This is a genomic window from Pedobacter sp. GW460-11-11-14-TSB4 (assembly GCF_059423705.1).
The window spans coordinates 195,533-221,976 of the sequence record NZ_JBWKYI010000007.1 but is presented as its reverse complement, the minus strand read 5'-3'; the positions used below and the strand labels follow the sequence as shown (position 1 = coordinate 221,976).

27 protein-coding genes and 1 riboswitch are annotated in these 26,444 nt (G+C 38.7%); of the genes, 15 read left to right on the top strand and 12 right to left on the bottom strand.

Annotated features, from left to right (window positions below; genetic code table 11):
- Positions 1–86 precede the first annotated feature (86 nt).
- Positions 87–830 (top strand): RDD family protein, encoded by a 744-nt coding sequence (locus AC07YT_RS09840; protein ID WP_086548698.1) that lies wholly within the window; start codon positions 87–89, stop codon positions 828–830.
- On the opposite strand, the gene AC07YT_RS09835 is transcribed toward AC07YT_RS09840, so the two are convergent.
- The 6 genes from AC07YT_RS09835 to AC07YT_RS09810 form a co-directional block, all read right to left on the bottom strand.
- Entirely contained in the window at positions 827–1,153 is a 327-nt protein-coding gene (locus tag AC07YT_RS09835; protein WP_086548699.1) for a DUF2752 domain-containing protein, read from the bottom strand. The genes AC07YT_RS09840 and AC07YT_RS09835 overlap by 4 nt on opposite strands.
- Before the next feature lie 7 nt (positions 1,154–1,160).
- Entirely contained in the window at positions 1,161–1,649 is a 489-nt protein-coding gene (locus AC07YT_RS09830; protein WP_086548700.1) for a DUF5684 domain-containing protein, read from the bottom strand.
- A gap of 86 nt (positions 1,650–1,735) precedes the next feature.
- Positions 1,736–2,461 (bottom strand): SGNH/GDSL hydrolase family protein, encoded by a 726-nt coding sequence (locus AC07YT_RS09825; RefSeq protein WP_086548701.1) that lies wholly within the window; start codon positions 2,459–2,461, stop codon positions 1,736–1,738.
- 33 nt (positions 2,462–2,494) lie between these two features.
- Entirely contained in the window at positions 2,495–3,553 is a 1,059-nt protein-coding gene (locus AC07YT_RS09820) for a serine hydrolase (RefSeq protein ID WP_086548702.1), read from the bottom strand.
- Positions 3,553–4,281: a lipoyl(octanoyl) transferase LipB gene (gene lipB, locus AC07YT_RS09815; RefSeq protein WP_086549481.1), complete on the bottom strand. Its 729-nt coding sequence runs from the start codon at positions 4,279–4,281 to the stop codon at positions 3,553–3,555. The genes AC07YT_RS09820 and lipB overlap by 1 nt, the downstream gene beginning before the upstream one ends.
- Before the next feature lie 11 nt (positions 4,282–4,292).
- Entirely contained in the window at positions 4,293–4,940 is a 648-nt protein-coding gene (locus AC07YT_RS09810; RefSeq protein WP_086548703.1) for a 4'-phosphopantetheinyl transferase family protein, read from the bottom strand.
- A 71-nt stretch (positions 4,941–5,011) separates the two neighbouring features.
- Here AC07YT_RS09810 and dcd point away from each other — a divergent pair, with 71 nt between their 5' ends.
- The 10 genes from dcd to AC07YT_RS09760 all read left to right on the top strand — a co-directional run bounded on the left by dcd (position 5,012) and on the right by AC07YT_RS09760 (position 14,852).
- On the top strand, positions 5,012–5,548 hold the full coding sequence (gene dcd, locus AC07YT_RS09805) for a dCTP deaminase (RefSeq protein WP_086548704.1): 537 nt from the start codon (positions 5,012–5,014) through the stop codon (positions 5,546–5,548).
- A 499-nt stretch (positions 5,549–6,047) separates the two neighbouring features.
- Positions 6,048–8,738, top strand: a complete 2,691-nt coding sequence (locus AC07YT_RS09800) for a carboxypeptidase-like regulatory domain-containing protein (protein ID WP_494945297.1) — start codon at positions 6,048–6,050, stop codon at positions 8,736–8,738.
- A gap of 119 nt (positions 8,739–8,857) precedes the next feature.
- Entirely contained in the window at positions 8,858–9,619 is a 762-nt protein-coding gene (locus AC07YT_RS09795; protein WP_086548705.1) for an enoyl-CoA hydratase/isomerase family protein, read from the top strand.
- Between the two features lie 183 nt (positions 9,620–9,802).
- Positions 9,803–10,678: an SDR family oxidoreductase gene (locus AC07YT_RS09790; protein WP_086548706.1), complete on the top strand. Its 876-nt coding sequence runs from the start codon at positions 9,803–9,805 to the stop codon at positions 10,676–10,678.
- A gap of 6 nt (positions 10,679–10,684) precedes the next feature.
- Entirely contained in the window at positions 10,685–11,080 is a 396-nt protein-coding gene (locus AC07YT_RS09785) for a DoxX-like family protein (protein ID WP_086548707.1), read from the top strand.
- A 13-nt stretch (positions 11,081–11,093) separates the two neighbouring features.
- Positions 11,094–11,831 (top strand): DUF2071 domain-containing protein, encoded by a 738-nt coding sequence (locus AC07YT_RS09780; protein ID WP_086548708.1) that lies wholly within the window; start codon positions 11,094–11,096, stop codon positions 11,829–11,831.
- Complete coding sequence (locus AC07YT_RS09775) at positions 11,828–12,574, top strand: class I SAM-dependent methyltransferase (protein ID WP_494945296.1); 747 nt, start codon at positions 11,828–11,830, stop codon at positions 12,572–12,574. The genes AC07YT_RS09780 and AC07YT_RS09775 overlap by 4 nt, the downstream gene beginning before the upstream one ends.
- A 5-nt stretch (positions 12,575–12,579) precedes the next feature.
- Positions 12,580–12,987, top strand: coding sequence for a hypothetical protein (locus tag AC07YT_RS09770; RefSeq protein WP_086548710.1), 408 nt, complete (start codon positions 12,580–12,582; stop codon positions 12,985–12,987).
- Positions 12,988–13,062: 75 nt separating this feature from the next.
- On the top strand, positions 13,063–14,334 hold the full coding sequence (gene purD / locus AC07YT_RS09765; RefSeq protein WP_086548711.1) for a phosphoribosylamine--glycine ligase: 1,272 nt from the start codon (positions 13,063–13,065) through the stop codon (positions 14,332–14,334).
- Between the two features lie 11 nt (positions 14,335–14,345).
- Entirely contained in the window at positions 14,346–14,852 is a 507-nt protein-coding gene (locus AC07YT_RS09760) for an SMI1/KNR4 family protein (RefSeq protein ID WP_086548712.1), read from the top strand.
- 68 nt (positions 14,853–14,920) lie between these two features.
- Here AC07YT_RS09760 and AC07YT_RS09755 read toward each other — a convergent pair whose 3' ends face one another.
- The 3 genes from AC07YT_RS09755 to AC07YT_RS09745 form a co-directional block, all read right to left on the bottom strand.
- Positions 14,921–16,066, bottom strand: coding sequence for a TlpA disulfide reductase family protein (locus AC07YT_RS09755; RefSeq protein ID WP_086548713.1), 1,146 nt, complete (start codon positions 16,064–16,066; stop codon positions 14,921–14,923).
- 119 nt (positions 16,067–16,185) lie between these two features.
- Complete coding sequence (locus AC07YT_RS09750; RefSeq protein WP_086548714.1) at positions 16,186–16,461, bottom strand: DUF4143 domain-containing protein; 276 nt, start codon at positions 16,459–16,461, stop codon at positions 16,186–16,188.
- A 79-nt stretch (positions 16,462–16,540) separates the two neighbouring features.
- Complete coding sequence (locus AC07YT_RS09745; RefSeq protein ID WP_086548715.1) at positions 16,541–17,722, bottom strand: formimidoylglutamase; 1,182 nt, start codon at positions 17,720–17,722, stop codon at positions 16,541–16,543.
- A 71-nt stretch (positions 17,723–17,793) separates the two neighbouring features.
- On the opposite strand from AC07YT_RS09745, the gene AC07YT_RS09740 reads away from it, so the two are divergent.
- Together AC07YT_RS09740 and AC07YT_RS09735 are read left to right on the top strand one after the other, a co-directional pair.
- Positions 17,794–18,756: an NAD-dependent epimerase/dehydratase family protein gene (locus AC07YT_RS09740; RefSeq protein ID WP_086548716.1), complete on the top strand. Its 963-nt coding sequence runs from the start codon at positions 17,794–17,796 to the stop codon at positions 18,754–18,756.
- Positions 18,756–20,057, top strand: coding sequence for an HAD-IB family phosphatase (locus AC07YT_RS09735; protein ID WP_086548717.1), 1,302 nt, complete (start codon positions 18,756–18,758; stop codon positions 20,055–20,057). The genes AC07YT_RS09740 and AC07YT_RS09735 overlap by 1 nt, the downstream gene beginning before the upstream one ends.
- Before the next feature lie 237 nt (positions 20,058–20,294).
- Here AC07YT_RS09735 and AC07YT_RS09730 read toward each other — a convergent pair whose 3' ends face one another.
- The gene (locus tag AC07YT_RS09730; protein WP_086548718.1) at positions 20,295–21,584 is read right to left on the bottom strand and encodes a voltage-gated chloride channel family protein; all 1,290 of its coding nucleotides are present in this window, start codon (positions 21,582–21,584) and stop codon (positions 20,295–20,297) included.
- Positions 21,585–21,603: 19 nt separating this feature from the next.
- Positions 21,604–21,666, bottom strand: a riboswitch (Fluoride riboswitch).
- A gap of 64 nt (positions 21,667–21,730) precedes the next feature.
- On the opposite strand from AC07YT_RS09730, the gene AC07YT_RS09725 reads away from it, so the two are divergent.
- Positions 21,731–22,696, top strand: coding sequence for a tryptophan 2,3-dioxygenase family protein (locus tag AC07YT_RS09725; protein ID WP_086548719.1), 966 nt, complete (start codon positions 21,731–21,733; stop codon positions 22,694–22,696).
- 146 nt (positions 22,697–22,842) lie between these two features.
- A complete protein-coding gene (locus AC07YT_RS09720; RefSeq protein WP_086548720.1) occupies positions 22,843–23,907 on the top strand; it encodes a branched-chain amino acid aminotransferase in 1,065 nt (354 codons plus the stop codon).
- A 134-nt stretch (positions 23,908–24,041) separates the two neighbouring features.
- Here the strand turns inward: AC07YT_RS09720 and AC07YT_RS09715 are convergent, their stop codons facing one another.
- Both AC07YT_RS09715 and radA read right to left on the bottom strand, forming a co-directional pair.
- Positions 24,042–24,506: a DUF4920 domain-containing protein gene (locus AC07YT_RS09715; protein WP_086548721.1), complete on the bottom strand. Its 465-nt coding sequence runs from the start codon at positions 24,504–24,506 to the stop codon at positions 24,042–24,044.
- Positions 24,507–24,829: 323 nt separating this feature from the next.
- Positions 24,830–26,206 carry a DNA repair protein RadA gene (gene radA / locus AC07YT_RS09710; RefSeq protein ID WP_086548722.1) on the bottom strand — a complete coding sequence of 459 codons (1,377 nt, stop codon included), beginning with the start codon at positions 26,204–26,206 and terminating at the stop codon, positions 24,830–24,832.
- Positions 26,207–26,444: the final 238 nt, after the last annotated feature.

Below are 26,444 nucleotides of genomic sequence, written 5' to 3'. Positions count from 1 at the left end.
TAAATATGAAAATATAAGAAAACTTTAGTTTAAAAAAATAAATACTGGTTTACCGCTATTATCTTTAAAAAAAATTATGTTTGAATATGGATAGCATCAGAATTAGCACGGCTCAAAATATTGATATTGATTACGAAATTGCCGGCCTTGGTGAGCGTATAGCCGCAAGGTGTATCGATTTGGCTGGATTTATAATTCTCGCTGTAATTACCCTTGTGGTAATGGGCGCTGCACAAATGGCCATGTCGGGAAATGCAGCCATGGTTATTTTTTTCATTTTCCTGGCTATTTTTGCTTTCTACGACCTGGTTTGCGAAATTACGATGGATGGTCAAACCCTGGGGAAGAAGGTGTTAAAGATAAAGGTAATCAGCCTTGATGGCACACAACCAACTTTTGGACAGTATATTTTTAGGTGGTTATTTCGGATGATTGATTTCGGCTTCCCTTTTGGCTGGGGCGTTGTGGCGCTGGTTTCGGTAGCGATAACCAAAAATCATCAGCGATTGGGCGATATGCTGGCTAAAACCACGCTGATTAAAACTAAACCCAGAACTGAATTTTCTAATGTGGCCTTCAGTTTTAGTTTACCTGAAGAATATGAACCACAGTTTAAGGAAGTGCTGCACTTAAATGACAGGGATATTGAACTGATTCATGAAGTGTTGACCGGTTATTACCAAACCGGAAATGTCGACCTGATTTATACTATGGCAGCCAAAACCAAAGCACATATTTTTGTAACTATTCCAGGTGGGATGAACGAGTTACAGTTTTTAGAGACGGTATTAAAGGATTATAATCACCTTACGGCTAATATGAGTGTTTAGCTAAAAAACATTTTATGTAAGTAGCTGATCATTACAAAATTACCGATTACGAGAACCAATATTCTAAAGATAAGAGGACCTTTTTTGATCTGAAGTTTATACAATAAGCCAGCTGAGATAAATAAAAACAACAGCGGGATGGTAGGTGGATAAAGCGACCAGCTTTTTGATAAATCGCCTTGAAGCAGAGCGATAAAAGATCTTTGAAAGCCACAACCCGGACAATCGATTCCTGTTAATGCTTTAAATGGGCAGGTAATTAAATGATTTTGCAGCCAATCAACCAGGTTGATCGAGCTGCAAAATATAAATATGATAAACATCCTTGAATTAAACTACCGGAGGAGGCGTATCGTTTGGATTATCTTGATTACCGAATGGTTTGTTAAACGGATTATTCGGGTTATTGAACGGGTTGTTACCAAAACCGCCATTTTGTGCTTCTGCTGCCGATGGGCCTAAATATTTAGCATCGCCAAAGCCAAGCATTGGCCAAAATACAAAAGCCAATAGAATTAGTCCTACAGTATATCCCTCTGATTTGCCAAAACTTTTGCTCATTAGATTTATAAGCCAAATCGCAAAAACAGGAGCTGAACAAGGGATTAGTAACCATAAAATCCAGATCATTGGTTTACCTACAATTTCAATCATCACAATTTCTCTGTAAATAGGTATAATACAAGCCCAACCTGGTTTACCCGCTTTTTCGAAGGTTTTCCACATTCCTGCTAGAGTAATTACAATCAGGATGAGATAAAAAATTATAGCTCCTGCACCAATACCTGCGGCTATTCCGCTTGATTCATACTCATTCATAATTTAACTGTTTTTAAGGTGATTAATTTAAATAGTTAAACTAAAATAAATTTTTTAATTTAAAAACAGCATAAACAAACGTTTAATTATTTCAACACATTGGCCACTTTTGGTAATAAAGCAGTTGCCCATTCTGTGTACATTTTTCCACTTGGATGCAATCCATCGCTTGCCACTAAAGACAGATCGGTTGCTGCATTTCGGGAAGCCGGTGTAATGTTAGTGTAGCTTACGCCAGCTGAAAGCGCGATTTCCTGGTTTGCGGCGTTAAAGCTATCAATTTCATTAGCAATGCTTTGTGTACTTCGTCCGGAGTTTTTGCCAAAAGGTGTAGCACCCCAATCTGGAATAGAAACTACAAAAACCTTACTCTTGTTGCCTCCGGCAAAAGCGATTGCGGTCTGTAACAATTCTGTGAACTCCTTTTTGTAAGTGCTGATGGGGTAAGCCCGGTATTGATTGTTTACACCAATTAAAAGTGTAACAAAGCTATAGGTGCCAGTTAAATTCTCTTTTTTTATACCGTTCTGTAGTTCATCGGTAGTCCAGCCGGTAACGGCAATAATTTTTGGATTTGCCACATTGCTGCCCTGAGCTTTTAATAAAGCCTGAAGCTGATAAGGGAAAGATTCTGTCTGTTTAACCGATTCACCAATGGTATAAGAATCGCCAAGTGCCAGATAAGTAAAACTATCTTCCCCATTTGGTGAAGTTGTTGTTCGATCGCTAACGGGTTCAATAGGCATGGGCTGTTGTTTTGTACAGCCCGAAGTTAAGAAAGAAAATAAAATGGCGCTTAATAAAATCTTCATAGTGTAATCTACGAAGTAACATTCGGCTTAGTTTTATTTTAGTGCAGTAATCAGTTTTTGTCTGAAAGTAGAATCGGTAATAATACTACCCTCAAAAATTCCAAAATCACCTTCTATCATTAATTTTTCTTTTTCAGTAAGGTTGTTAAAGAAAAATGCACAGGCTAAATTCGATCCCTTTTTTTCTGTTGCATAAAAAGCATCTGTTAAAATAAATGCTGTTGATCCGCCTTTTTGCCCTAAGTGTTTAAAAACAGCCTTGTTGCCTGGGTTCACCATAGGCCATTCCATCAGCTGGTCCAGGATATTTTGAATTTCGGGTTTGAAGTAATTCCTGCTGTTAATCTTTTGCATTATATTTCCGTAATCGGCAGTAGTTGAGGCTACCAATCTATCTGACCATATTTTTTGTATTCTGTGTGGTAAATTTATGGAGCTAAAAGTTTTGATAAATGTTGAATCTGTTTTTAATTTGATGTGATTGGTTTCGCACAGTTTCCGATATTCATCCATTGGAATGGCCTCCAATTGAGCGATCCATTTTTCTTCGTCGATGTTTGCAGGCCTAAGACAGGTCATCAGCGCCCCAGCGGTAAAATAGTAATGGGGGCTATGTTGCCGTAGTTTTAGTGTTTTGATATTACGGTTTATATTTGCTAATCCCAATAAATCTTGAAGATATTCTGTATTGGCATTCGAGCTAAACCTGATCATGCCCTGGGCAACCTGTAATAAAGAAACACTATCTCCTTTTTTCTTTTTTAACGATTTCAGCCACTGAATATGTGCCCCTCCATCAGTAAATGGAATATAGTATTTGTTGAGCTCGCTTATTGCTATATTTTGATTTGCTTTAAATTTTTTAGCCGCAACCTGATTAGAAAATTCAATGGCAATCATGGTTTTGGCAGCACTCGCCAAGGGCATCAATTGATTGCTGTTATAATTGAGTACTTCCTTGCCATTCTCAATGAGTACAATCGATGCTTTTTTTGGGTTATCCTTAATGAATTTGATTATTTCATCCAGGTTTTGTGCTGAAACATGAGTTGTAATGAGCACTAAGATGAAGATAGCAATGAGCCTGATCATTAAATAAGCTTCATTTTAAAGAGTTCGGCAATATGATTCCTTAATTTCTCTTTTACTTCTTCCATATCGAGATCGTAACCGAGTTCTTTTGCTAAAGAAGTTACGGCTTTATCATCAATGCCGCAGGGCACAATATTTTTAAAGTAATCTAAATCTACATTTACATTAAAGGCGAAACCGTGCATGGTAACCCAGCGGCTGCAACGTACGCCCATCGCGCATATTTTGCGTGCCTTTTCGTTATCGGCATCTAACCAAACACCGGTAAAACCAGGATAACGGCCCGCTGCTATCCCGTAATCCTTCAAAGTAAGGATAACGGCTTCCTCCAGGGTACGTAAATATAAATGGATATCAGTAAAGAAATTATCGAGATCGAGAATAGGGTAGCCCACTAGCTGCCCCGGACCATGATAGGTAATATCACCACCCCGGTTTATCTTGTAGTAAGTTGCCTGTTTATCTTTTAATCCCTGCTCATCTAATAATAAATTTTCGGGATGCCCGCTTTTACCTAAAGTGTACACGTGTGGGTGCTCGCAAAATACCAGATGGTTTGGGGTAGGTTTATGGGTATTGTTTACACGGTTTTCTGTTTTAATGGCTACCGTTTTATTGAGTAAATCTTCCTGTTTATCCCAGGCTTCCTGATAGTCTGTTAAGCCCCAATCTGTAAAAGTAGTTGGCACTAAACCTGTCGCAATTGCTTTTTCCACTGTCTCGTTCATCTCCATTTATGTTAAGAATTGCTGGCTACATAGCCTAACATGTAACTGTCTTTTGTTTTAAAATAATTAACGGTAAGCTCTCGTGTACCTGTTGGCAATTCTACCAACGCATTTAATGAGCCTTCGTTTTTTAGCTTAAAAGGTTTAATATGGATATGCTGTTTAAATTCCAAACCTTTTTTTCCGTGCCACTTATAAATGGCCTCTTTGGCACACCAGGCTACGTATAAGCCATCCGTATTATCTCCGATCTGTTTTTGGGCCAGCTCTACATCGCTTAAAAACTTGTGCTTAATGCTTTTTATTTTGTGCTTAATGAGTTCAATATCAACGCCAACAGGATGTTCTTTACTAATCATTACAGCAGCATAATCATAAGAATGGCTTAACGAAATATGATAGTCGAAATTAACCAGATAGGGTTTGCCATGTTCATCAAACTGACAATCGATATACTCAGTGGTATTCAGCATGGTTCTCAAGAGCAGTCTGGTGCTTAACCAATGCAGCAGGCGCTTGCCGCTGTTTAACGACGAAATAATATCATGTTCATGCTGCTTAAGCTGCAGCCCGGCCAACAACTCTTCTTCCGTTTCTTCAATTTTCCAAATTGCTAAAACAGCATCCTGATCAATATTTTTATTGTAAATTATTGGCATTGATTAAATTGGAGATTACATGCAAAATTATCTTAAATAAATGATAATTTAGGCCAAAAATACGTATAAAAATGATATTATCTGATAGCAGGATATTAGAAGAAATTGAGAAGGGAACAATCATCATTGAGCCTTTTAAACGCGAATGTTTAGGAACCAACTCGTATGATGTTCATTTGGGGAAATACCTGGCTACCTATAAAAGCCGCGTGCTTGATGCAAAGGCACACAACGAAATCGAACATTTCGAAATTCCTAAGGATGGATATATCCTTCATCCGGGTACGCTATACCTGGGTGTTACCGTAGAATATACCGAAACGCATGGGCATGTACCTTTTTTAGAAGGTAAAAGCAGTACCGGTCGTTTGGGTATTGATATTCATGCAACAGCAGGTAAAGGTGATGTTGGTTTTTGTAATACCTGGACATTAGAAATATCGGTAGCGCAACCGGTAAAAATTTATGCCGGAATGCCTATTGGCCAATTGATTTATTTTGTTGTTGAAGGTAAGATCGAAACGATGTACAATTCGAAAGGTAACGCTAAGTACAACAATAAAACCACCAGGCCGGTAGAAAGCATGATGTGGAAGAATAAGTTTTAATGATTGGTTAACTGGTTAACGGTTTTTGTAATTGTTAAATTGTTAAGATTGCTGAATTGTAAACTGCCAATTTCTCCATTTAAACACATGTTAATTTTTTTGGAAAGGGCCCCTGCAATGGACAGGGGGTATAATCGAGGATTTGTTATTCCGGGTACTAAACATTGTTCCTAAACGCGATTAAAGCGAACACTTAGTGAAACGAAGTAAAGCGGAAAGCGGGGCTGATGATGCCAGGTGATCAGAACCCCTCATTTCCAAATCACCCTGCCCTGAAAGAATGTTTTTTTGAAAATGAAAGGCAATATGTTGTGGCTGTCGGGGTTATTAACAACGGACACCAAATGCTCAGAATCCTTTCATTTCCGAACCCATATCGATTAAGCTGTATTTTGCTTTCAACTAAGGATTTAGAAGTCAGACTAAATTTCATGGTATCTTCATAAAAATATGCCTTAGGTTTTGTACCTTGACGCGTATTTATTTGTTACTTAACCACATGAAACTCAAAATTACTCTCGCAATCACTTTTTTATCTCTGCTTGTTGTTTTCGCCGCATTTAAAATGGATGATGATCCGTTTAGTCAGCTTTTACAAAAACTCGAAGATTACACCAGTAAATATCCACAGGAAAAAGTCCACCTTCATTTAGATAAGCCCTATTATGCCATCGGCGACGATATTTGGTTCAAAGCTTATGTTGTAAATACCAAAACTTCGGCGCCTTCAGGCATCAGTAAGATCCTGTATGTAGAGCTGATCAATGAAAAAGATTCGCTAAAAAAGCTGGTTAAATTACCCATTATGGGAGGGATTACCTGGGGTGATTTTAAGTTAACAGATTCACTGGGAGAGGGTAATTATAGAATTAGGGCCTATACCAATTACATGCGGAATTTTGGCACTGAATTCTTTTACGATAAGACCATTAAGATTGGAAATAGCTGGGCTAACAAAGTTTTTACAAAAACTTCTTACAGTTTTACGAAAGAGAACAATGCAGATAAAGTAACGGCAACAGTTCATTTTGAAGATAAAAATGGAGTGGCTTACAGTGAGAATGAGGTAAGTTATGAAGTTCAGTTAGATTATCGTACCGTTACCAAGGGTAAAGTTAAAACAAGTTTAACAGGTGATGCGGTAATTAGCTTCACCAATAATCAATCTTTCCAGAATAAATCGGGGAAGATTATTGCGACCATTGCGCTGGATAATAAACAAAAAGTAATCAAATCTATCCCAATCACTTCCACTTCTAATAATGTTGATGTACAGTTTATGCCGGAAGGGGGAACGCTTGTTGAAGAATTGCCTCAAAAAGTTGCCATTAAGGCCGTTAATGCTGATGGCCGTGGTGAAGATGTAGAAGGAAGCATAATTGATGACGCGGGAAATGAAGTAACCAGCTTTGCAACCAATTATTTAGGTATGGGTAACTTTGTGTTTAACAATCAGACCGGGAAATCATATTCTGCAAAAGTTAAATTCAAAGACGGATCGGAAAAAACGGTGAAATTACCTGTAGCGGTTAAAAGTGGTTATGCACTTTCTGTAAATGCCTTAGATACAGGTAAGGTGGTGGTTAAAATTATGGCCAGTACCGATCTTGTGAATAGCGATGAACTAAAAGTTGTTGCGCAGCATGGTGGCAATGTGTATTATGGTTCAAAAGCCAAAATGGATAAACAGGTATTGGTGGCTAATATTCCAAAGAAAAGCCTGCCAACCGGTATTGTGCAGTTTACTTTATTTTCGGCCAGCAATCAACCTTTGGCAGAACGTTTGGTTTTTATTCATAACAAAGCCGAGTTAATTGATGTATCGCTTAACGCATCTGGAGTTGCTACCACAAAAAGAGGAAAATCGGCTTTTACTTTCGATGCCACTAACAGTAGTAAACCCGTTTTAGGTAGTTTTTCGGTTGCGGTTACTAATACAACAAAAGTGGCACCTGATGAAAATAATGAATCGAATATTCTCACCTCGCTGTTGCTTACCTCTGATTTGACCGGGTACGTAGAGAAACCCAATCATTATTTCTTAAAGGATGATCTTCAAACACAAAGGGAACTCGATAACCTGATGCTTACCCAGGGCTGGAGAAGATTTCTCTGGAGAAATATCATCAATAATGTTGGCCCGAACATTACCTACAAGCCCGAACAATCTATTACCATTAGCGGAACAATAACAAAAGGCAATAAACCTGTGCCTGGCGGCAAAGTAATGCTTATGGCTACAAAAGGAACGGTAACGATCTTAGATACGGTAACCAATGCCGAAGGAAAATTTGTTTTTGATAATTTAAGTTTTGGCGACAGTACAAAATTTGTTGTTCAGGCTAGAACTAAAACAGAACGGAAGTTTGTAGATATTAACCTTGATATCGTTCCCGGGCAGATTGTGACCAAGAATAAAAATGGAGCCGATATCGACATCAACGTGAATAATACTTTGATGAAATATATTAAAGAAAGCGATAACTATTTTAATGAGATGACCCGTTTAGGCTTGCTTGAGCGGACCATTAAACTCGAGGAAGTAACCATTACAGAAAAGAAAAATCCGGCGAAAAATTCATCCAACTTAAACGGTGCCGGAAGGGCTGATTTTGTGATGACGGCCGATCAGTTATCTACCTGCATTACCCTGTCGCAATGTTTACAAGGTAGGTTACCCGGTGTAATATTTAGAGGAAATGTGCCCTACCTAATGCGTAGTCAGAATATACCTGTTAATATTATTGTTGATGGCATGCAAATGGAAGCCGATTTTCTGGATAATGTTAATCCTAACGATGTAGAATCTATTGAGCTTTTAAAAAGTATCGGTAATACGGCAATTTATGGTTCGCAAGGTGGCGGGGGTGTAATTATCATCACCACCAAACGTGGTGATGGCGGTAGAAGCACTGCTCGTTACGCTCCAGGTATTGTCACCTTTAATCCAAAGGGATTTACGATTTCGAGAGAGTTTTACTCACCAAAATATGATGCAGAGAGTTCAAGTAGCAGGGCTGATTTAAGAACTACTATTTATTGGAATCCACAGGTTGTTACCGATAAAGATGGAAAGGCACAGTTTGAATTTTATAATGCAGACGAGCCTGGAACTTATCGCGTAGTCGTAGAAGGAATAGATGCAGTAGGGCATTTGGCAAGAAAAGTTTACACTTATGATGTTAAATAGAGAAAAATAGATAAATTTGAAATAGTATGCATGCATAGTTTATGCTGTGGTGTATTTATCTTAACATTGGATACTTAGACCTTGATACTAAACATTCAAATCTTGATACTATTTAAAATATGAATACAATTAAAGTAAGTGTTAAAGATCGCCTGGCCACCATCACATTAGATAGAGGGAAATCGAATGCCCTAAACCGCGAGTTGATTACCGAGCTTGACGATATGCTTAAAAATATTACTGCTGATGATAACATTGGCGGTGTAATTTTAACCGGAACAGCACCTTTCTTTTCTGCAGGACTGGATTTGGTAGAACTCTACAACTATAATGAGGATGAGGCTAAATCTTTCTGGCAGTTGTTTTTGGGTTTCACCGCCAATATGGTTTCGTTTAAAAAACCGATAGTAGCCGCAATTAGCGGACATAGCCCAGCCGGTGGCTGCGTAATGGCATTGGCATGCGATTATCGTGTGATGGCAGAAGGACAATACATTATTGGACTTAATGAGGTGCCTGTAGGCATTATTGTGCCAAATAGTATTTTTCAATTATATGCTTTTTGGTTAGGTAAAGCCGAAGCCAGTCGTAGTTTGCTTTCAGGTAAACTTTATAGTCCGGAAGAAGCTTTGAAAGTGGGTTTGGTTGATGAACTGGTGAGAAATGAAAGTTTGTTAACGGCTGCCGAGCGTAAGATTAAGAAATACATGGAGCTCGAAAGCAATACCTGGTCGCAAAGCAAATTAAATATCCGCGAGGAATTAATCGCTGCGGTAACGGCAGATCAATCAGCTACTTTAGAAAAAATGTTAGCACAATGGTGGTCGCCGGCAACGCGCCACATTTTAAAAACAATTTTAGCTAACCTGCAACGGAAGTAGTTTTCAATTTACAGTTATCATTTAGCGATTTACAGTGAACAGTTATCAATTTAGATAATTAACCATTCCCAGCAATAAAACAATTAACCGATAACCGAATTTACAGTTGGTTATCGAACAACTTAGCAATTGCACAATACAATTAACCAATTTCAACAATTAACCAATTAATCCGCATAACTTATGTTCAGTTATAACGCACCAATGCTCAGAGAAGACGCTTTAAAGGGAAAAACCATTGTAATTACCGGTGGTGGAACAGGATTGGGGAAAGCGATGGGCGTATATTTCCTGAAATTAGGTGCCAACCTGGTCATCACAAGCAGGAAGCAGGATGTACTGCAAAAAACTGCCGATGAAATGGAAGAGAAAACAGGAGGCAAAGTATTGGCCGTTGCCTGTGATGTTAGGGAAGTAACACAGGTAGAAAACGTGCTGGCCAAAACCTTGGAAAGGTTTGGTTCGGTTGATGTGTTATTGAACAATGCTGCAGGTAATTTCATATCTCCAACCGAACGCTTATCGGCCAATGCATTTTCATCCATTATCGATATTGTTTTAAAAGGGACGGTTAACTGTACACTTACCTTTGGTAAACACTGGATTAAGGAGAAACAGGCTGCAACAGTTTTAAATATCATCACCACTTATGCTTTTACAGGCTCAGCCTACGTTGTGCCTTCGGCTTGTGCAAAAGGTGGTGTTTTAGCGTTAACGCGGTCTTTAGCTGTAGAATGGGGTAAATATGGTATCCGTACCAATGCGATTGCTCCAGGTCCGTTCCCAACTAAAGGCGCATGGGAGCGTTTATTGCCCGGCGATTTGGCCAAAAAGTTCGACTTTAAAAACCGTGTACCGTTAAAAAGAGTTGGCGACCATCAGGAGCTCGCTAATTTAGCTGCATTTTTAGTGAGCGATTTTTCAGGCTATATTAATGGTGAGGTAATTACCATCGATGGCGGCGAATGGTTGCAGGGTGCAGGCCAGATGAATGGCCTGGAGGCAATCCCGAACGAAATGTGGGATATGCTGGAGCAAATGACGAGAAGCGCTAAATAATGCGATATGGTAAATGTGATCAAACGCAATAATCAATTATTACCACAAAGAATACTCACTTGGTTTATTGCATTGGTTTGGCTCGCAAACGGCTTGTTTTGCAAAGTGTTAGGTCTTGTGCCCCGGCATGAACAAATTGTTGCCAGAATTTTATCGTCTAACTATAGCCATAACATTACCGTTCTTATAGGCATATCAGAGATTATTATGGCCATCTGGATTTTGAGCAATTTCAAAACCAGGCTAAATGCCATTGTTCAGATTGTCGTAGTTGCTGTAATGAATGTCATCGAATTTATGTTTGCACCAGATTTATTGCTTTGGGGAAGATTTAATTCACTTTTTGCATTTATATTTATTCTGGTTGTGTTTATCAATGGTTTTTATTTAAATAAAAAATAACACAGCAAACATCATGTTCTCATTTCTAAAAAACCATCCCTTTGCAGTCGACGCATTTTTCGAAAATTCTCTTGTATTAACATTTGCTGTCCCAAAAGAAGAGTTGGAGAGCCTTATTCCTGAATGCCTGACCTTGGATACCTTTAACGATAAATGGGCCTTCATTGCCATTGCTATGGTTCAGACTAAAAATTTGCGGCCCAAAGGCTTCCCTGAATTTATGGGCAACGATTTTTTCCTTATTGGATACCGCGTATTTGTGCGTTATACGAACAAAGCTGGTAAAAGCCTGCGTGGTCTATATATTTTAAAATCAGAAACAAATAAAAAGAAAATGGAGTTTATGGGGAATATTTTTACCCATTATAATTATAGCACAACCGATATTACGTTAATTGATAAAGAGACTATTAAAGAAATTACTTCAACGAAGTCTGGTTTTAAGATCGTAATCGAAAAAACAGACCAGGAGATCCCTTTGCCTGAACATTCGCCATTTGCCGATTGGAAAGAAGCCAGAAGATTTGCCGGACCTTTACCCTTTACCTTTACTTACAACAAAAAAAACAAGGAAGTTTTAGTTATAGAGGGTGTCAGGAAAAACTGGCAACCGGCACCGATTAAAATTGCTGATTATAACTTTGGTTTTTTAAATTCTTTGAACCTAAAAGACCCGATTTTAGCAAATGCCTTTGACATTCAAAACATTCCTTATTATTGGAAAAGCGGAAAAATTGAAAAATGGAAGTGAAAAGAAGAAAATTTCAAGGTGTGTTAAACATTTTAAGCTTTAACAGGCATTTTTACATATTTGGCCTTATTGTTTTATTGTTAGTGGTAATTAGCCAAATACTAATTCCATGGTCTGCTACCTTATTTTGGATAATCATTTTAGCTTTTCTTTATGGTCTTTTTATGCCATTAATCGTATCTGCATATGTTTACGATTTTTCGGGATATTATAATTTCGACTGGCTAAACAAAACGGGTATTACCAATTCCAATCCAGATTTAATCTTAAATATTAACGCAGGTTTCGATGAAACAAGTTTCATTCTAAAAGATCATTTTCCGCAAGCAACTTTAAAAGTTTTCGATTTTTACAATCCTGAACAACATACAGAACAAGCAATCATCAGGGCAAGAAAAGTAAGCTTACTATTTCCCGGTACAAAACAGATCACAACGGATTTGATTCCTCTGCCCGATAAATCCGTCGATATCATATTTCTATTGTCGGCTGCGCATGAAATAAGATCGCAGCACGAGAAGATCGTTTTTTTAAAAGAATGTTATAGGTTATGCAAACCTACAGGCAAGGTAATTATGGTCGAACATTTACGCGATCTGCCCAATTTTATAGCCTTTTCTATCGGTTTTACTCATTTTTTCTCAAGAGGAGTTTGGCGAAAAGCATTTAAAGCGGCGGGTTTTTCTTTATTTTCAGAAACGAAATTCACCCCGTTTATGTCTATTTTTAACTGTTGCCCTTAATTTAAATGCAAATACACTTATTAATAGTTGGTTCTCTTCTGGTGGCATTGGCACTTATCCATATTATTTTTCCAAAATATTTTAATTGGGAAACTGAACTTAAATTACTGAGTTTAATAAACAGGCAGATGATGCTGGTGCATACATTTTTTGTTGCGCTTACCGTATTTTTAATGGGGCTACTCTGTTTAACCTCATCAAACGAATTAATACATACTGATCTTGGACGAAAAATATCGCTCGGTTTGGGCCTGTTTTGGATTACGAGATTCTTTATCCAGTTTTTTGTTTATTCTAAAGATTTATGGAAAGGTAAGCTATTCGAAACCACTATGCATACCATGTTTTCTATTCTTTGGGCTTATTTTAGCTTCGTATTCCTCTTTATTTTTTTTAAATACGGAGCAGTTTAAAGCAAAAGTGCTTTATCGCAAAGTCTTACTACTTCATACTGGGCTACTTGATGGTAAAATATTATCTTTGCCGATATGAATATCTTACTTTTAGGTTCAGGCGGCAGAGAAAGCGCATTCGCTTGGAAAATGAGCCAGTCTTCGCACTGCGATAAACTAATTATTGCTCCAGGTAACGGTGGTACAGGAGCTTATGGTACAAACATCAATATCAATGTAAACGATTTTGATGCCATTAAAAAAGTAGTGCTTACCGAAAACATCGAACTCGTGGTAGTAGGCCCTGAAGAACCTTTGGTAAACGGTATTCACGATTTTTTCCTTGCTGATGAAACCATCGCACACATCCCGGTTATCGGACCTAAAAAAGAAGGTGCTATTTTAGAAGGAAGTAAAGATTTCTCTAAACAGTTTATGGAGCGTCATGGTATTCCTACTGCAGCTTCAAAATCTTTCACACCCGAAACTCTGGAAGATGGCTTGGCTTATCTGCAAAACCATGCTTTACCAGTTGTTTTAAAGGCAGATGGTTTGGCGGCAGGTAAAGGTGTATTAATCTGTACCGAAACCATCGAAGCACAGGAAGAATTAAAACTAATGCTTGGCGGTAAATTTGGATCGGCAGGGGCAACAGTAGTAATTGAAGAATTTTTAAGCGGCATCGAACTTTCGGTATTTATTTTAACCGATGGTGAAAATTATATCACACTGCCTTCAGCTAAAGATTATAAAAGGATTGGCCAGGGCGATACCGGTTTAAATACTGGTGGTATGGGCTCGGTTTCTCCGGTTCCTTTTGCCACACCCGAATTTTTGGCTAAAGTAGAAGAACGGATTATTAAACCAACGGTTGAGGGTTTAAAGAAGGATAATATCGATTATACAGGTTTTATCTTTTTCGGACTGATTAAAGTAGAAGAAGAGCCATTTGTAATTGAGTACAATGCACGTATGGGTGATCCGGAAACAGAAAGTGTAATTCCGAGGATTGAGAACGATTTGGTAGAGTTGTTTTTGGCAACAGCCAATAAGCAATTAAATCAGGTAAGTTTGGTAATTTCTGAGCAAACAGCAGCTACCGTGATGATTGTGGCCGGTGGTTACCCTGGCGATTACCTGAAAGGCAAAGCCATTACCGGAATCGAAAACTTACGCCATTCGAATGCCTTCCATGCGGGAACATTGTTAGAAAATGATGTAGTGAAAACAAATGGTGGAAGGGTAATTGCCATTACCAGTTTGCAAAAAGATTTGTTTACTGCGTTACAATCGGCAACTGCTGATGCCGGCAGAATTTATTTCGACGGAAAATATTTCAGAGAAGACATCGGGTTTGACCTGGTTTAAAAGCATATAAGTTGAAAAAAATACTGAAGAAGATTTCCGAAACGGCCATAAAACAAGGAGAGTTTAGCTTTACACCTGAGCAATCCGAGGCAAAATGGCTAGGTAATCAACCTGCTACCTTAGCCGAGATAGAAGAAGCTGAAGCAAGATTGGGGCTAACCTTGCCAGATGATTATAAAGATTTTCTATTGATCACCAACGGGTTTACTACCCCAAATGAACACGTTGATCCGTCGTTTTCAAGAATAAACGATGTAGCATTTCTAAAGGATGTTGATCCACAGCTGATCGAAATCTGGACTGAAAATATTGAATTGCTTGATGTGGCCGTTAAATTAGCCAGAAGCATTATTGTTGGAGGAAGAGATGAGGAACAGTATTTTCTTTTAATCCCGCCGGTAATCGAAAATGCAGATTGGGAATACTGGAAATTCGCCTCGTGGATTCCAGGAGAAGACCCTTACGAAGGGCTTGAAAACTATTTCATAAACGTATTGGATTTCTTAAAATCTGCCTGATGCGTTTCCGTATAAAACAAAGAAAGTCCCAATTTTTGATTGGGACTTTCTCTTTTAATGCGTATTTCTTATTTCGATTTACTGCCTAGTAATTCCTGAAGTTTATCTTGTAAAGCCTGTTCTCTTAATCCTTTAGCAATAATTTTACCTGTCGGATCAATTAAGAAATTGGCTGGAATTGAACGGATACCATACATTTGGGCTACTTCATTCTCCCAAAATTTTAAGTCAGAAACATGTGTCCATGTTAATTTGTCGTCAGCGATTGCTTTTAACCAGGCGTCTTTTTTACCCGGACGGTCTAAAGAAACGCCTAAAACAGTAAAGCCTTTATCTTTAAATTTTTCATAAGCAAGAACCACATTAGGATTCTCCTGACGGCATGGACCACACCATGAAGCCCAAAAATCGATCAGTACATATTTTCCTTTAAAATCAGATAATTTTACCGGTTTATCGTTTACATCATTTTGTGTAAAATCCATGGCCATTGCACCTACAGCTGTTTTTCTTCCAGCTTCGAATATCTGTGCAATGTTTTTACCTGTTGAACTTGCCTTAAGCTCAGGCGAAAGTCCTGCAAAAGCTTTTTCTGCTACAGCAGCCTGATCAGGATCTGAAGCCAGCTGACTAATTGAAGTTAAGCTGATAAATGATTTTGGATTGTTGTTTGCAAATTGCAATAACAGTGGGGTCATTCCTTCTGATGCTTTTTCAAATTTAGCTCTCAGTGCACCTACTAACTCTTTATTTTGTTTTTGCTCTGCTGTATAACCTCTGTATTCTGCATCGATAGCCATAAGCTGATCATTTATCGGCTTGGTTAATGCGTTTAACTTCGCTGCATCAGCATTAACGGGAGAACCTGTAATTGTTGCATTTTTTAATGAATCTGCTGCGGCCAGTTTAATGTTACCAGGCTCTACATAAAGCGATAAAGCATCTAATTTTTCGCCTTGTGCCGGACGGTTAACATAAGGATTTTTGTTTAAGAAAAGACTTCCTTGTGCCGGGCTCAACAATGTTCCTTTAAATGCAAAAGCACCATTTGTTACTGTTGCAGAATCGGTAGTATTTTTTCCGTCACCTTGATAGATTAAATAAACCTTATCTCCGGTTTTCAATCCTTTTATGTCGCCGGTAACGGTAAATGGCTTTTGGGCTAAAGCTGCAAGAGGCAATAGTGCCATTGCAGATAATAATATTTTTTTCATGTAGGGGTTAGTTAATCTTTTGCCAAATATAAAAATCTGTACCGCTAAAACGTAAATCGCTGTGTAAAATTATGATAGATTATTTATCTGAACATAATATTCATCATTACTATACCATCTTACGTCATGGATTTCCAACTTAATATTTTATGCCTGCTACGCTTTTGGTTATCCAAGCCTCCATAAATTAATGTTTTTTCCACTTTTTGCAGACTTGCATTTAACTCAAATTTATCTAGGTTTTTAAATAAATCAGAAGTGATGGTTTGTGTCGCTTTGATTTCAAATGCGGAAAAGCCGTTATCTGTTGGCAGGAGTAAATCCACCTCATTGGTGTTGCTATCTTGCCAAAAGTAATAAGCCGATTTTTTAATTAAAAATACAACAAAAGACATTGATATACAACATCAACTTTTAAATTACATAGCTTTAACTTTGAAATTACATAGCTTCAACTTTGAAATTACATAGTTTTTAATTTAATTTTTGGTAGGTTCTCCACCACAAATCGGGCATTTCGCCATTAACGGCAGTCTGGTAATCATCATATCTGCAAGGTACCAGATGGTAGCGTTCATTTTTAGATTGACCAGATGGGTAAGGAACCTGCATCCACCAGCGGTCTGATTTTTTGCTTTTTACAAACATCATTTCCCCCGAACCATCTTTTAAACTGGTTCGATAGATCATAAACTGCGATTTAGGGGTAAGCGGGAAATCCTTTTTGCGGGCGTAATACCCATCCACAAAGTACCATACCATTTGAGCAAGTAAGAAGGCTGTTTGTCCGTTATTGTCGTAGGCAGGATTAAACTCGTAAAAGCCAATTGAGGTTAATTTATCATTCATGCCTGCATAACGGGCAATGCGACAGGCTTCTTCGCCATCAAAACCATTTGGCGTGGTGTTCGCATTAGCAGCAGCATCGGCAGAGCGGATAGCACCTATATCGAAGCTAATCATGTTTGCATTGCGGATTATCGGCTCCGTTAAGGTAATGTCCTGGGCAAATTCGCCCAAACGGTGTACGTCGAAATATAATTTATCCATTACGCTCAAACTTTCCTGATTTACAAAATAAGTTTGATACCCAACATTGCTAAAATTGAAAAGGTAATTGGGTTGGTGTAAGAAAATCTTGTTCAGGTAACAATCCGATCGCGTAGCAATTCCCTCATGGTCATCATCGCCAATATCAAATTGGTTATCAATAATAACCAGATCTACTTTTTGCTCTAAATCTTCGTAACCCAGGTATTGGCCATAAGTTAAGTCTTGTCCGCCACCAATAATAATCGGAATAATGTCTTTTTTAATCAGCTCCGAAACCACCATCTTGATGGCGATGTAGGTATCGGCAATGGTTGCGCCATGTTTAATGTTGCCTAAATCGACAATCCTGCTGTTAAAAGCACCTTCATTGAGTTTGTAAAATTTCTCTCTAAAATAATCGGGCGCCAGGGCAGCACCTTCATTATTCACAGCACCTCTTCCATCAAGTACCCCAAAAATTGCCAAATCGTAGGTATGCTCCTCAAAATCGGGAAACGATTTGGTGTAAATCTGCGCTTTTAACCCCAGCTGACTTGTAAAAAATCCTTGCGTGGGTGTAAAACTATCGGGGTTTATTGGGGAAAAGAAATCCGTTAATGACATATATTTAAAACTCTCGGCTCAAATATCTATTTTTGAATGCGTATTTCCACATATAGCTCGAAAAAAATAAAATGATACTGGTAACCGGAGGAACTGGATTTTTAGGATCTGAATTAATTAAGCAGTTAACCGATAAGGGTTTAGCTGTTCGGGCCTTGAGGCGGGAGAAATCTAAAATTCCGTCGCTAATCCAGAATAACCCACTTATTGAATGGTTTGAGGCTGATATTAATGAGCCATCTGCACTGGAAGATGCCTTTATTGGGATGACCAGAGTTTACCACTGCGCTGCATTTGTATCTTTTAACCCGAAAGATAAAAAGCAACTTTTTCATGTCAACATAGAAGGAACTTCGAACATTGTAAATCTTTGTGCAGAAAATAATTGCCGCTTGTTGCACGTCAGCTCGGTAGCGGCACTGGGTAATGCTAAAAAAGGCAATAAAATTACCGAAAAGGACTTTTGGGAATACGATGCCAAAGCACATGCCTATGGTTTGTCTAAATACGAAGGCGAGATGGAGGTTTGGCGGGGCATTACTGAGGGTTTAGATGCCATTATTGTTAATCCATCGGTCATTATAGGTAAAAATGCCGGCTTTGAAGGGAGTGGCGCTATTTTTAAACTGGTAAAAGGTGGTTTTCCGTTTTATACCGATGGGGCATCGGGTTTTGTTGATGTGGAGGATGTGGCCAAAGCAATGATCCTGTTAATGGATGCCGAAGTTTCGGGAGAGCGGTATATCATTTCTGCCGACGATTATCATTATAAAGCGCTGTTCAGCGAAATTGCACAGGGTTTTGGCGTTAAAGCACCAACAAAAGAAGCAAAGCCATGGATGCTCGGAATAGCCTGGAGGGCACTAAAATTTGCATCCATATTTACGGGCAATCAGCCTTCCATCACTAAAGATGCGGCAAAGAGCAGTGTAACCTTAAGTTATTACAATAACCATAAAGTAAAAACGGAAACAGGCATTACCTTTAAGCCGGTTGCCGAAAGCATAAAAGAAATTACCCAACATTTAAGATAATGCCCAAACAGAAAGCCTATTACATCATCGATTTTGATAGTACCTTTACACAGGTAGAAGCACTTGATGAACTTGCCCGAATTTCGCTAAAGAACCACCCCGATAAAGAGGCGATTTTTCAAAAAATTGAAGATTATACCAATTTTGCCATGGAAGGGAAACTTTCCTTCTCCGAAAGTTTAGCGCAACGTGTTAAACTTCTTGAGGCAAATGAAGATCATTTAAAACAACTCATCAAACATTTAAAAAAGAAGGTATCTACTTCTTTTTCGCGTAATGCCGAGTTTTTTAAAAAACATGCCGATGAGGTGTTAATTGTTTCTGGCGGATTTAAAGAATTTATCACCCCAGTAGTAAGCCAGTACCACATTAAAAAGGAAAATATTTATGCCAATACTTTTGTAACCACTGGTGATGGTAAAATTATAGATTACGATCATGCCAATCCTTTAAGTGAAGAAGGTGGTAAAGTAAAATTACTTCAGCATTTAAAACTCGAAGGCGAGTTATTCGGCATTGGAGATGGCTATTCTGATTTTCAACTGCGTGAAAGCGGGATCATCAATAAGTTTTTTGCATTTACTGAGAATATTGCCCGTGAAAGCATTGTTTCAAAAGCCGATCACGTAACCCCAAGTTTCGACGAATTTTTATACGTAAACGATCTGCCGCGTGCCATTTCTTATCCTAAAAACAGAATCCTTTGTCTGGTTATTGGTGACGTTGATCCCTTAACGATTGCAATTCTTAAAAATGATGGTTTATCGATTAGGCATAAAACCTCTTTTGAAGATAAGTACGTAAAAGATGTGGGCATTATCCTTTTGGCTGATGGTGAAAAGATTAATAAGGAACAGTTAAAAAATGCAGCTAAGCTAAAAACCATTGGTTATTTAGGTAATGCAAAAAATAAAATAGACCTTGATTTATGTACCAAACAGGGCATTGTTGTTTTTGATGACCCTAAAAATAATCCACGTAATATCGATTTTATCCCGAAACGGGTTGCCGATTTTATGAATACCGGAGCAACTTATTTAAGTAGTAATTTCCCAAATCTGCAATTGCCGAAAATTGAGAAATCGCACCGTTTAATTCACATTCACAAAAACGTTCCGGGTATTATGGCGAAAATCAACACTGTTTTTGCCAAACACGATATCAATATTGTGAGCCAGTTTTTAATGACCAATCCTGAGATTGGCTACGCCATTACCGATATCAATGCTGAGTACGATAAACAATTGTTTAAATCGCTCAAAAAGATCGAGCATACAATAAAGTTTAGGGTGCTGTATTAATCAGTATCGTCATTTCGAGCGGAGTGCAGCGCAGTCGAGAAATCTATTTTAAAAGATCTCTCTCGAAAATTCGGGACTGTGCTTCGGTCGAGATGACGACCTTCCTGTTAAAATCTGTCATTCTGAGTGCAACGAAGAATCTTTTTTAGAGTGCTGCCTTTTAGTGCTTCATTTGTTGTAGATTCTTCACTGCGTTCAGAATGACAATAACACTTTTCTCTGTACGCCTCACGCGCTCTACCTCAAAAACTGATGCCTCTTCAATAGCAAATGTTTAGGTGCACCGATGCTTTGTGACCGGTAAATTCCCGTATGGCCTGAAAACAGATAAGCAGTAACACAGGCTAAGGCGATATAGATTCCCGATGCTGTACCAAATAACTCTACACCCATAAAAATACAGGCCAAAGGTGTGTTCGCAGCCCCTGCAAAAACCGCCACAAAGCCCATTCCTGCCAATAACCCCAAGGGTAAGGGGATGAAGAAACTCAAAAAGCTACCCAGTGTGGCGCCCATAAAGAAAAGTGGGGTTACCTCGCCACCCTTAAACCCTGCACTAAGGGTAAATGCAGTTAAAAATAACTTGATCGCAAATGTATAATACGCTTCTTGTTGTACAAAGGATGCTGAAATAACCGGAATGCCTAAACCAATGTATCGGGTATTTCCGATCAGGTAAATAATGCCGATTAAAACTATTCCACCTATAAACGGCCTTAATGGCGGGTATTTAATTTTGCTGAAAAGGTTTGATAAACCGTGATTTAAGGCCGAGAAAGACCTGGCCACTAGTCCGAATAATATTCCGGCCCCTAAGGATAATAATAAATTAACCGAATTCATCTCCGGTACCAGGGATATGGAATAATGCGTATGACCAACCCCCCATGCCTTACAAATATAATCGGCAATAATTGCCGTGATAAATGAAGGGAGAATAGCGCCGTAGGTTAAACTTCCAATAACAAAAACCTCCAATCCGAATACAGCTCCTGCCAATGGTGTGCCGAAAACAGAAGCAAAACCAGCGCTGATCCCACAGATGAGGATCACTTTTCTATCTCTGGCTTTAAGTTTAAACAGTTTGGTAAACTGATCTGCAAAGGCTCCGCCAATTTGCACCGCTGTGCCTTCTCTTCCTGCCGATCCACCAAATAAGTGGGTAATAATTGTGCCTGCAAAAATGAGTGGTGCCATGATTAGCGGAATCACATTTTTGGGTGATTGCAATTCTTCAATCAAGAGGTTGTTGCCTTTTACAACGCTTGCACCCCAGTAATGGTAAGCCAGGCCGATGAGTAGCCCTGCGATTGGTAAAAAGGCGATTATCCAGAGGTGCTGCTCTCGGTAATGGGTTGCCCAGTTTAAAGTTTCTAAAAATAAAGCAGAAGCTGAACCAATAATCCCACCCAGGATTGCAGAGATAAACAGCCACTTTAAAGTGCTAATGAAGAGTAATCCGAAGTCGCGTTTAATAAAATGTTTGATAGACAGAAGAAATCCTTCTGTTAGTTTTTTAACAGGCATTTGAATTCAATTTTAAATAAAAATCGTAGGAGTCATCAGCCTGTTTGGGCGGTTTTGGCGGTACTCCATCGCCATCGTTTCAAATGTATAAAATTTAGTTATTTGTTGCAAAATCTTTATCACCTTTGTGCAGCTAACTTTAAACAATGGATTTCACACCCGAAATAAAAGACAAACTACACCAACTACAGGAAAAGTACACCGCAATGGGGCAAGATATGGCATCATACCTTGATGGACTTTTATATGCCGATTTCTTAACCTATTGGGACTACATTCATTTGGATACTTTGCTGAGCTTGCAGAATCCTAAAACACCCATCCCTGATGAAGAGATTTTTATCATGTACCACCAAATCACCGAGCTTTATTTTAAGCTTGCGCTGCACGAATGCAGGCAGATTGCGGAGCATGAAAATTTAACTGTCGAATTTTTTACTGCACGTGTAAAACGGATTAATGCTTATTTCAATGCTTTAACTACTTCTTTCGAGGTGATGGTTGATGGTATGGAAAAAGAACAGTTCCTGAAATTCCGCATGTCGTTATTGCCTGCCAGTGGGTTCCAGTCGGGTCAGTACCGAATGATCGAGATCTGCGCTACGGATTTTATCCGATTAGTAGATAAAACCAAACGTGAAGAACTAAGTACGGCAAGCATAGAAGAACAATTCGAAAATATTTACTGGAAATTTGGTGCAACCGAACTGGCTTCAGGTAAGCAAACTTTAACTTTAAAGCAATTTATTAAAAAGTATGCGGCACAGTTTTTACAGCTGGCCAAAGATCGTACTTTAACCAATTTCTCCGCTTTATACCATCAGTTGCAAGCAAATGGTGCCGATGTTACTGCACTTGCAGAAGAATTACGTAAGCTTGATTTGTACGTAAATGTTGAGTGGCCATTATCGCACTATAAATCGGCCGTACGTTATTTGGAAAAAGATCCCGTTGATATTGCTGCAACAGGCGGAACCAACTGGCAAAAGTACCTGCCTCCGCGTTTTCAAAAAAGAATTTTTTATCCGTTCTTATGGACCGGTGAGCAAATGGAAGAGTGGGGTAAAGGCTGGGTGCTTAGTGTACTTAAAACACTCAAAAACAAAGATTAATATTGTAAAAAGCTATTAAAAAAGCCTGTTTTTTCTTAATTTGCGCGAAATAATTAATGACAGAATGAGTGAATTACTGAATTAGAGAATTGAGGCGCAAAACACGCCATCATTTCAATCAATTACTCATTCAAAAAAATAAAAGTATGACCGAGACATTAGATATAAAAATCACAAAAGCAGACCAAACACGTTTGACTGTTACTGATTTTTCGCAATTACCGTTCGGTAAGGTTTTTACCGATCACATGTTTACTGCCGACTACGAAGATGGCGAATGGAAAAATTTACAGATTCTTCCTTATGGCCCGATTCCGATGAGTCCGGCAATTTCTGCACTTCATTATGGACAGGCAATTTTCGAGGGATTAAAAGCTTATCGTCAGCCAGATGGAAAGATTAGTGTGTTCCGTGCAGATAAAAATTTCGAACGTTTTAACAAGTCGGCGGCAAGAATGTCGATGCCAGGCATACCTGAAGAAATTTTTATGCAAGGTTTGGCGGCATTGATCAACGTTGATGAGAAATGGGTGCCTAATCAGGAAGATTATGCATTATATATCCGTCCGGTAATGTTTGCAATGGATCCTTATTTAGGTGTTAAAGCATCTGATACCTATAAGTTTGCTTTATTAACCACCCCAACTGGTCCATATTACAGCAGTGCATTAAAGGTTAAAATCGAAACTGAATTTACACGTGCAGATGAGGGTGGAGTAGGCTTTGCCAAAACTGCAGGTAATTACGCGCGTTCGTTATATCCTTTCGAGCAAGCTAAAAAAGAAGGTTATGATCAATTGATCTGGACAGACTCTGTAACACATGAGTTTATTGAAGAAGCTGGAACAGCGAACTTACTTTTTGTAATTAATGGTAAATTGGTTACGCCATCAGTACGCAGTACCGTTTTGGATGGTGTAACACGTGATACCATTATCAAACTGGCTAAAGATGCAGGAGTAGAAGTTGAAGAACGTAGGGTTTCCGTTAAAGAAGTGATCGAAGGAATCGAAAACGGAAGCTTAACCGAGGCTTTTGCCGCAGGAACTGCAGCTACCGTAACGCATGTAGGCGAAATGGGCTATAATGGTCAGATCTATAAATTGACCGATCCATCAACCAGACATATTTCTAACGGCATTGCTAAAAAACTGAACGATATCCGTTATGGTTTAGCACCTGACGAATTTGGTTGGAACTGGGTGATATAAAGATCATCAGCCATAAAAAATAAACCCCGATGCAATAGCTGTATCGGGGTTTATTTTTTTTTATCGTCATGCTGAATTTATTTCAGCATCTTTAAGACCCGGAAATAAATTCAAGCTGGCGACCACTAAGTTTGTTATTTATCTAAAATCACCACGCCTTTAGCTTCGAATGCGAGTTCCTTTTTAGGATCGGTAATTTTAGCGACTTCTTCAGGAGATTTTTTAGCGTCTTCTGCATAATGGCGTAAAGTTTCTACCGAGATGCTTTGTTTCTTCGCTATGCCATCCAAAACTACTTTTTTGCCAACTATATCCATTGGCATAAAGAATGCATAATCTTTAAAAGTTACCCGCATTGGATCGCCGTTAGGCATTTCTAACGTCATCCAGCAGCCTTTTTTCTTACACACATCCACTACTTTGCCTTCGATTTTCATATCGGCGGTTTTTTTATCCCCCATAGCAGCTTCCATTTTTGCAGCTGGTTTTACATCACCTGGTTTAACTTCTTCGCCAAATTTTTGACCAGTATATGCGGTTTGAGCAAATGACAATGCCGTAAACAGGCAAAAGCTCAAGCTTAAAATGATTTTTTTCATGATTTTATTATTATCCGGTTATAATCTAATCAAAGTTATTTAAATTTTTTCTAAATAATGGAAACAAAAAATCCTCGTTAACATCCATTAACGAGGAAAATCATCCCTATAATCGTGTAGATCACTTTCTATGATTTACATCTCAATTTTTATAGGCAAACCAGAATCCAAAATTTTAATTTTTGTTTTCATTGGATTTAATATTCTTGTATTCAGATAGTTGTTGTTTTTTGCCAGGTTTATTAATGCTCGATGATGTTGTAGAAATGTGGAATATTCTCTGCTTTGTGAGGAATGTTGTTGAGCGGTTTCCCCAACTTTATCTATCCAAAAACAAGACTGAACACTTCTTCTATTTTACTTACTGCTTTAATCTCAAGGTTGTATTTTTCTGTAGCAATTCCTTTCAGGTTGTATTTAGAGATATAAATGGTTTCGAAACCCAATTTGTCAGCTTCGGCAATGCGTTGTTCGATTCTGTTTACTGCCCTGATTTCTCCTGACAGACCTACTTCTGCAGCAAAACAATTTTTTGAAGACACCGCGATATCTTGGTGCGATGAGATGATGGCAATCAATATGGCCAGGTCAATTGCAGGGTCTTCTACTCTGATTCCGCCGGCGATATTTAAGAAAACATCTTGCGTACTTAACCTGAAACCACAGCGTTTTTCTAGAACAGCCAGGAGCATATTCATCCTTTTGGTATCAAAGCCTGTTGCCGAACGCTGAGGAGTTCCATATGCTGCCGAACTTACCAGGGCCTGTGTCTCAATCAACATGGGTCTGGCGCCTTCTAAGGTTGCAGCTATGGCAATTCCGCTCAGCTCTTCGTCGCGCTGTGATAACAAAATTTCTGATGGATTGGAAACTTCCCTTAAGCCACTGCCTTGCATTTCGTAGATCCCCAATTCTGCTGCCGCACCAAAACGGTTTTTAATCGATCTTAAAATGCGGTAAACGTGGTGCCTGTCGCCCTCAAACTGCAAAACGGTGTCGACCATGTGTTCGAGGATTTTAGGCCCTGCAATGGCGCCATCTTTAGTGATGTGGCCGATAAGGAATACCGGTACACCGGTTTCTTTTGCAAAACGCAAAAGTTCGGCGGTACATTCCCTTACCTGCGATACGCTGCCCGGGGTTGAATCGATATGAGCTGAATGTAAAGTCTGGATAGAATCTACCACTAAAATTTCGGGCTCCAGAATTTCGATCTGTTTAAATATATTTTGTGTAGAGGTTTCGGTTAAAATGTAACAGTTGGATGATGGGCTTTCCTGGATCCTTTCTGCCCGCATTTTAATCTGCTGCTCGCTTTCTTCGCCAGAAATATAGAGGAGTTTCTTTCCTTTTAGGTTTAACGCAAGCTGAAGCATCAAGGTTGATTTTCCGATACCCGGTTCGCCACCAATTAATACCAGCGATCCTTCTACCAATCCACCACCCAATACGCGGTCTAATTCTTTATCTCCAGTTAATATTCTACGTTCTGTTGATGATTGTATTTCATCAACTTTACTTGGTTTGCTTAATTTACGACTAGATGTATCGCTTTTCCAGGTGGGAACAGCAGCTGAGCTTTTTTCTACTATTTCTTCTACAAAGGTGTTCCATTGGTTACATGATGGACATTTACCCAACCATTTTGCCGATTCGTAGCCACAGCTCTGACAGAAAAATGCACTTTTTGATTTTGCCAATTGATTAAAATTTTAGATTACGAATTTAACCTTTCTCCTTGATAAACCCCGCAAATTTGTGAAAGCTGTGGGGTTTGAGTTACTTAGATGAACCATTCGGTTCTAAACCCGACAGACGTGGCAGCCCCCGATTCTTTATCGGGGTTATAACAAATGGCGGGGCTGCTATAACCCAATGGCTTCTGTATTTGCTTTTCTAATCAATAGATGATTTTTAGAGAATACAATTGTTGTTTTT